The sequence below is a fragment of the Cytophagia bacterium CHB2 genome (genome assembly GCA_030263535.1).
GTDB lineage: Bacteria > Zhuqueibacterota > Zhuqueibacteria > Zhuqueibacterales > Zhuqueibacteraceae > Coneutiohabitans.
The window spans coordinates 1-3,200 of record SZPB01000537.1 but is presented as its reverse complement, the minus strand read 5'-3'; the positions used below and the strand labels follow the sequence as shown (position 1 = coordinate 3,200).

Annotated in this window: 2 protein-coding genes and 1 pseudogene (1 of these 3 running past the window's edge); all 3 read right to left on the bottom strand. The window is 53.0% G+C overall.

What is annotated here, in order from left to right; translation table 11 throughout:
* Window positions 1-1,233, bottom strand: a pseudogene (locus FBQ85_28580) (hypothetical protein) (it extends 264 nt beyond the left edge of the window).
* 475 nt (window positions 1,234-1,708) lie between these two features.
* Window positions 1,709-2,377 carry a CYTH domain-containing protein gene (locus FBQ85_28575; GenBank protein MDL1879089.1) on the bottom strand — a complete coding sequence of 223 codons (669 nt, stop codon included), beginning with the start codon at window positions 2,375-2,377 and terminating at the stop codon, window positions 1,709-1,711.
* Window positions 2,281-3,198, bottom strand: a complete 918-nt coding sequence (locus FBQ85_28570; protein ID MDL1879088.1) for a CHAD domain-containing protein — start codon at window positions 3,196-3,198, stop codon at window positions 2,281-2,283. Before FBQ85_28570 ends, FBQ85_28575 begins: the two co-directional genes overlap by 97 nt.
* Between the last annotated feature and the right edge of the window lie 2 nt (window positions 3,199-3,200).

Genomic DNA, 3,200 nt, shown 5'->3' with positions numbered 1-3,200 from the left:
GGCCGCCAAAGTTTTATGCAAACGTTTGCCAGGTTTGCGGCGGAGAACAAGCATCAATTTCGTCAGTTTGTGCGGTTTCACAAAATAAATCATTACGCGCTGCGGCGCCGTTACGGCCGGGTCCCGCGGCAGCGGCACGATAAATATACCGCTCTTGTTTTGCGGCTGCGTAGCCTTTTCCGCGTGAATCAGGCGCTGGCGATTGAGCGCCGGCTTGAAGCGGCGAATCAACGCCTGCTCGCGCAGCAATGCCTCAAGCTCCGTGTCGTGGACTTCATAATGCAACGTTTTTAATTCCGTTTGTTGCCGCTGCAGCTTTACATCCTCCGGCGTTGGCTGTCGAAAATAATTTTGCACGCGCTTGCGCAAATTTGCCGCTTTTCCGACGTAAATCACTTTGCCTTTGGCGTTTTTCATGAGATAAACGCCGGGCGCTTCGGGCAATTGCCCGACAAAGCGCTCATCAAAATCATAGCTGCCAAAATTCACGCGCGTGTCTTGCCGCGCATAGGTCGCGAGCTGTTCCCACGTTGTCAAGCCTTGCGCTTCACCCCTCCTGACCAGTTCCGTCAAAATCTCGCTTTCTGCGTTGAGACAATCAACCAGCCCGTCATGCCAGGGGCGATGTGCAAACATGCGGGCATAAAGCGCCGGCAGCTTGGGCGCGCGCGGCAATTGAAGCAGATGCTGCGCCAATTTTGGCAAGGCGATGGTTGTCATGGGCAAAAACGGCCGGCGGTTCATTGCGGCGAGGCGGCGCAACGCCAACAAAGAGCTGCGTAGATTCCAAGAAACCAGCACAGCCTGTTGCAGCCGCTCCGACCAAAGTTGCCAGAATTCGCTAACAGTTTTTTCAGAGAACACGGTCTCGGTTGTCATCGCATGCCCGGCGCCAATGTTATATGCGGCGATTTCGCCTGTTTCACCTTGAGGCATATAGCATAAGCCCAAAACCATGCTGCGCGCTTGCTTGATTTCCACCGGTCGCATCGGGGTTTCGATGAGGCAGGCGCTGAGCCGCATGTTATTTTCCGCCGCGCCGTTCACCGGGACCAAATGCCAGTTTCCCAAACCATCATTCCGCACGCGAGCATCATCGCGCAACAGCGGCGTCACAATTTTTTCCGCTTGCAAAACCGAGGCATGACGCAAGTGAAAAACAGCGCGCGCAATGGCAATCGAAGACGCTTGCCCGCCGCATTGCAACAAAAATGCATGAATCTTATCTCGCATAGCCAACGCGCCGATCTATCAAAGTTCGTGACGCCCGAATCGTTTAGGGATGAAAACGGGTAAACTCCGTCATCCTGCCGCCTAAACAAAAAAGGCGTTCTCCCTAAGCGTGGCCGCAACGTCCGTCGCTAACCGTTCCGTTGTTGCTTCGCCCAAGGAGAACGCCCATCATTCATTATCGCGCTGAACATGCTCAACTCCTGCGTTGCTCTCGGTTTCCTCACAGCTCACTGCATGAGCCGCAAAAACCTCCCCTAGGCAACCCAAAGATAAAACACAATCCCACAGGCAAGTTGATAAATGTGGCGGTAAAATAGACGAAGGGTTACATAAAGTCAAGCGAAAATTCCGTAATCAATGGCCTCCTCTTCGCAAATCTTGAATATGACGGCATTCAAATCTGAAAAAAACGCGGGGGGTCTCCTCGTTTAAAAATTTATACGATGATCAAATCTTGTCACGCCGTCGGAACAAATCACGCCGAGCGTTCGCCGGAAGGCTTTGCCAGCAGCAAATCAGCATAGGAGCCGGAGATCAGATCGTTTTCAGTAATATGAAAGGCTTGCAACAGCACCTGCGCTTCTACCTCGGCAGCGGCAGCAAATTCGTCAGCGTGCGCCAACGCCTCGACTTCCACAAAATCGCCCAGCCCCTCAACTTGATCAAGATGGATGCGAATACTGCCCCCGTTTTTCATGGGTAGGAGATAAAGTGTGCGCCGCTTCTTCACCATCACACGCACGCCGAGGGCCAGCGCCAACACCTCGCGCAACATTGCGGCTTCGCCAATCGGAGCGATATGATAATCGCTGCGTTTCACTGCGGCATGATCCGGGCGCTGATAAAAAATCAATTGGCTTTCGGCGCGCTGCGGTACATGGGTTGTTTGAGATTCGTAAACAATTTCACGCAGCTTCAACCGGCCAGAGGAAACATAAAAATAAGTATCGGTTTGCTGCAAGATGCCGGCAGAGCCGGCCGCGCGAGCGAGCAGGACGGACTTGATGTTTGGTAAATCGTGCAAGCGCGCTTTGAATTCAAAATTGGTCATGGCTGCTGCTCCGCAATAATGGCGGCTTCGTTTTTCGGAATAACGGGATTCACCGTTTTCTTTGGCAGTGGCGGCACGACGCGTTTGCGCCATTCTGCAAATTTGGCCTCGCCAAAAATTTTGAGATACTTTTCATAAAACTGGCGGCGCTCTTTCACAAGGTGTATAAAAACGCTTTCATATCCCGACAGCAAGAGCGTGGCAAAGGTCTGCTTTTCCAACGTCTCATACCTTTCCTTGACCACCTCGAGAAAGACATCACGATCGTGTAAATCGCCGAGCACAGTTTGCAGCTTCTTGAAAAAGCTTAGATTTTCTGCCGCACTCTCGCCAATAGCGAACCCGAGAATCTCCAGGGCATAGCGCAATTTCTTGACCGCAATGCGCAAGTTGTGCAGGCCTTCCACATCGTTCTCGCCCAAGATAGCCGCACGAATCTTAAACACCTCCTGCAAACGCTTCAGCAATAAAGCGCGCGCAAGTCGCAAGGCGGTGCGCGGCCCGCGCCGGCGGAATCCCGGAGTCTGCGCCAATTTCACAAACGAGGCTTCAATCACGGCCGACAGTTCGTTTGCCTTGACTTTCTTATCCAGGCGTTCTTTCATGCGCTCGCGTTCGCGCGTTTGTTCCTTCACCAACCGGCGCAACAAATCTTCCAGCGCAACGCGTTCCACCAATTCCTGTGCCTGCGCATGATGCGCGGCAAAGAACTCCACGGCAACATCAGCGTTGCGCGCCGCACCGAGTGTTTTTGTGACCTGTCGCACGCGTTCATAAAGCTTCTCATAAACCTTTGGCGGAAAACAGAAGGCAAAGATTTCCAACGCCTCGCGCAAACGCCGCGACCACACGCGCATGTCGTGCAACGCTTCAATATCATCGCCGGTGCGTGTACCTTCTTCGAAACGAATCATTT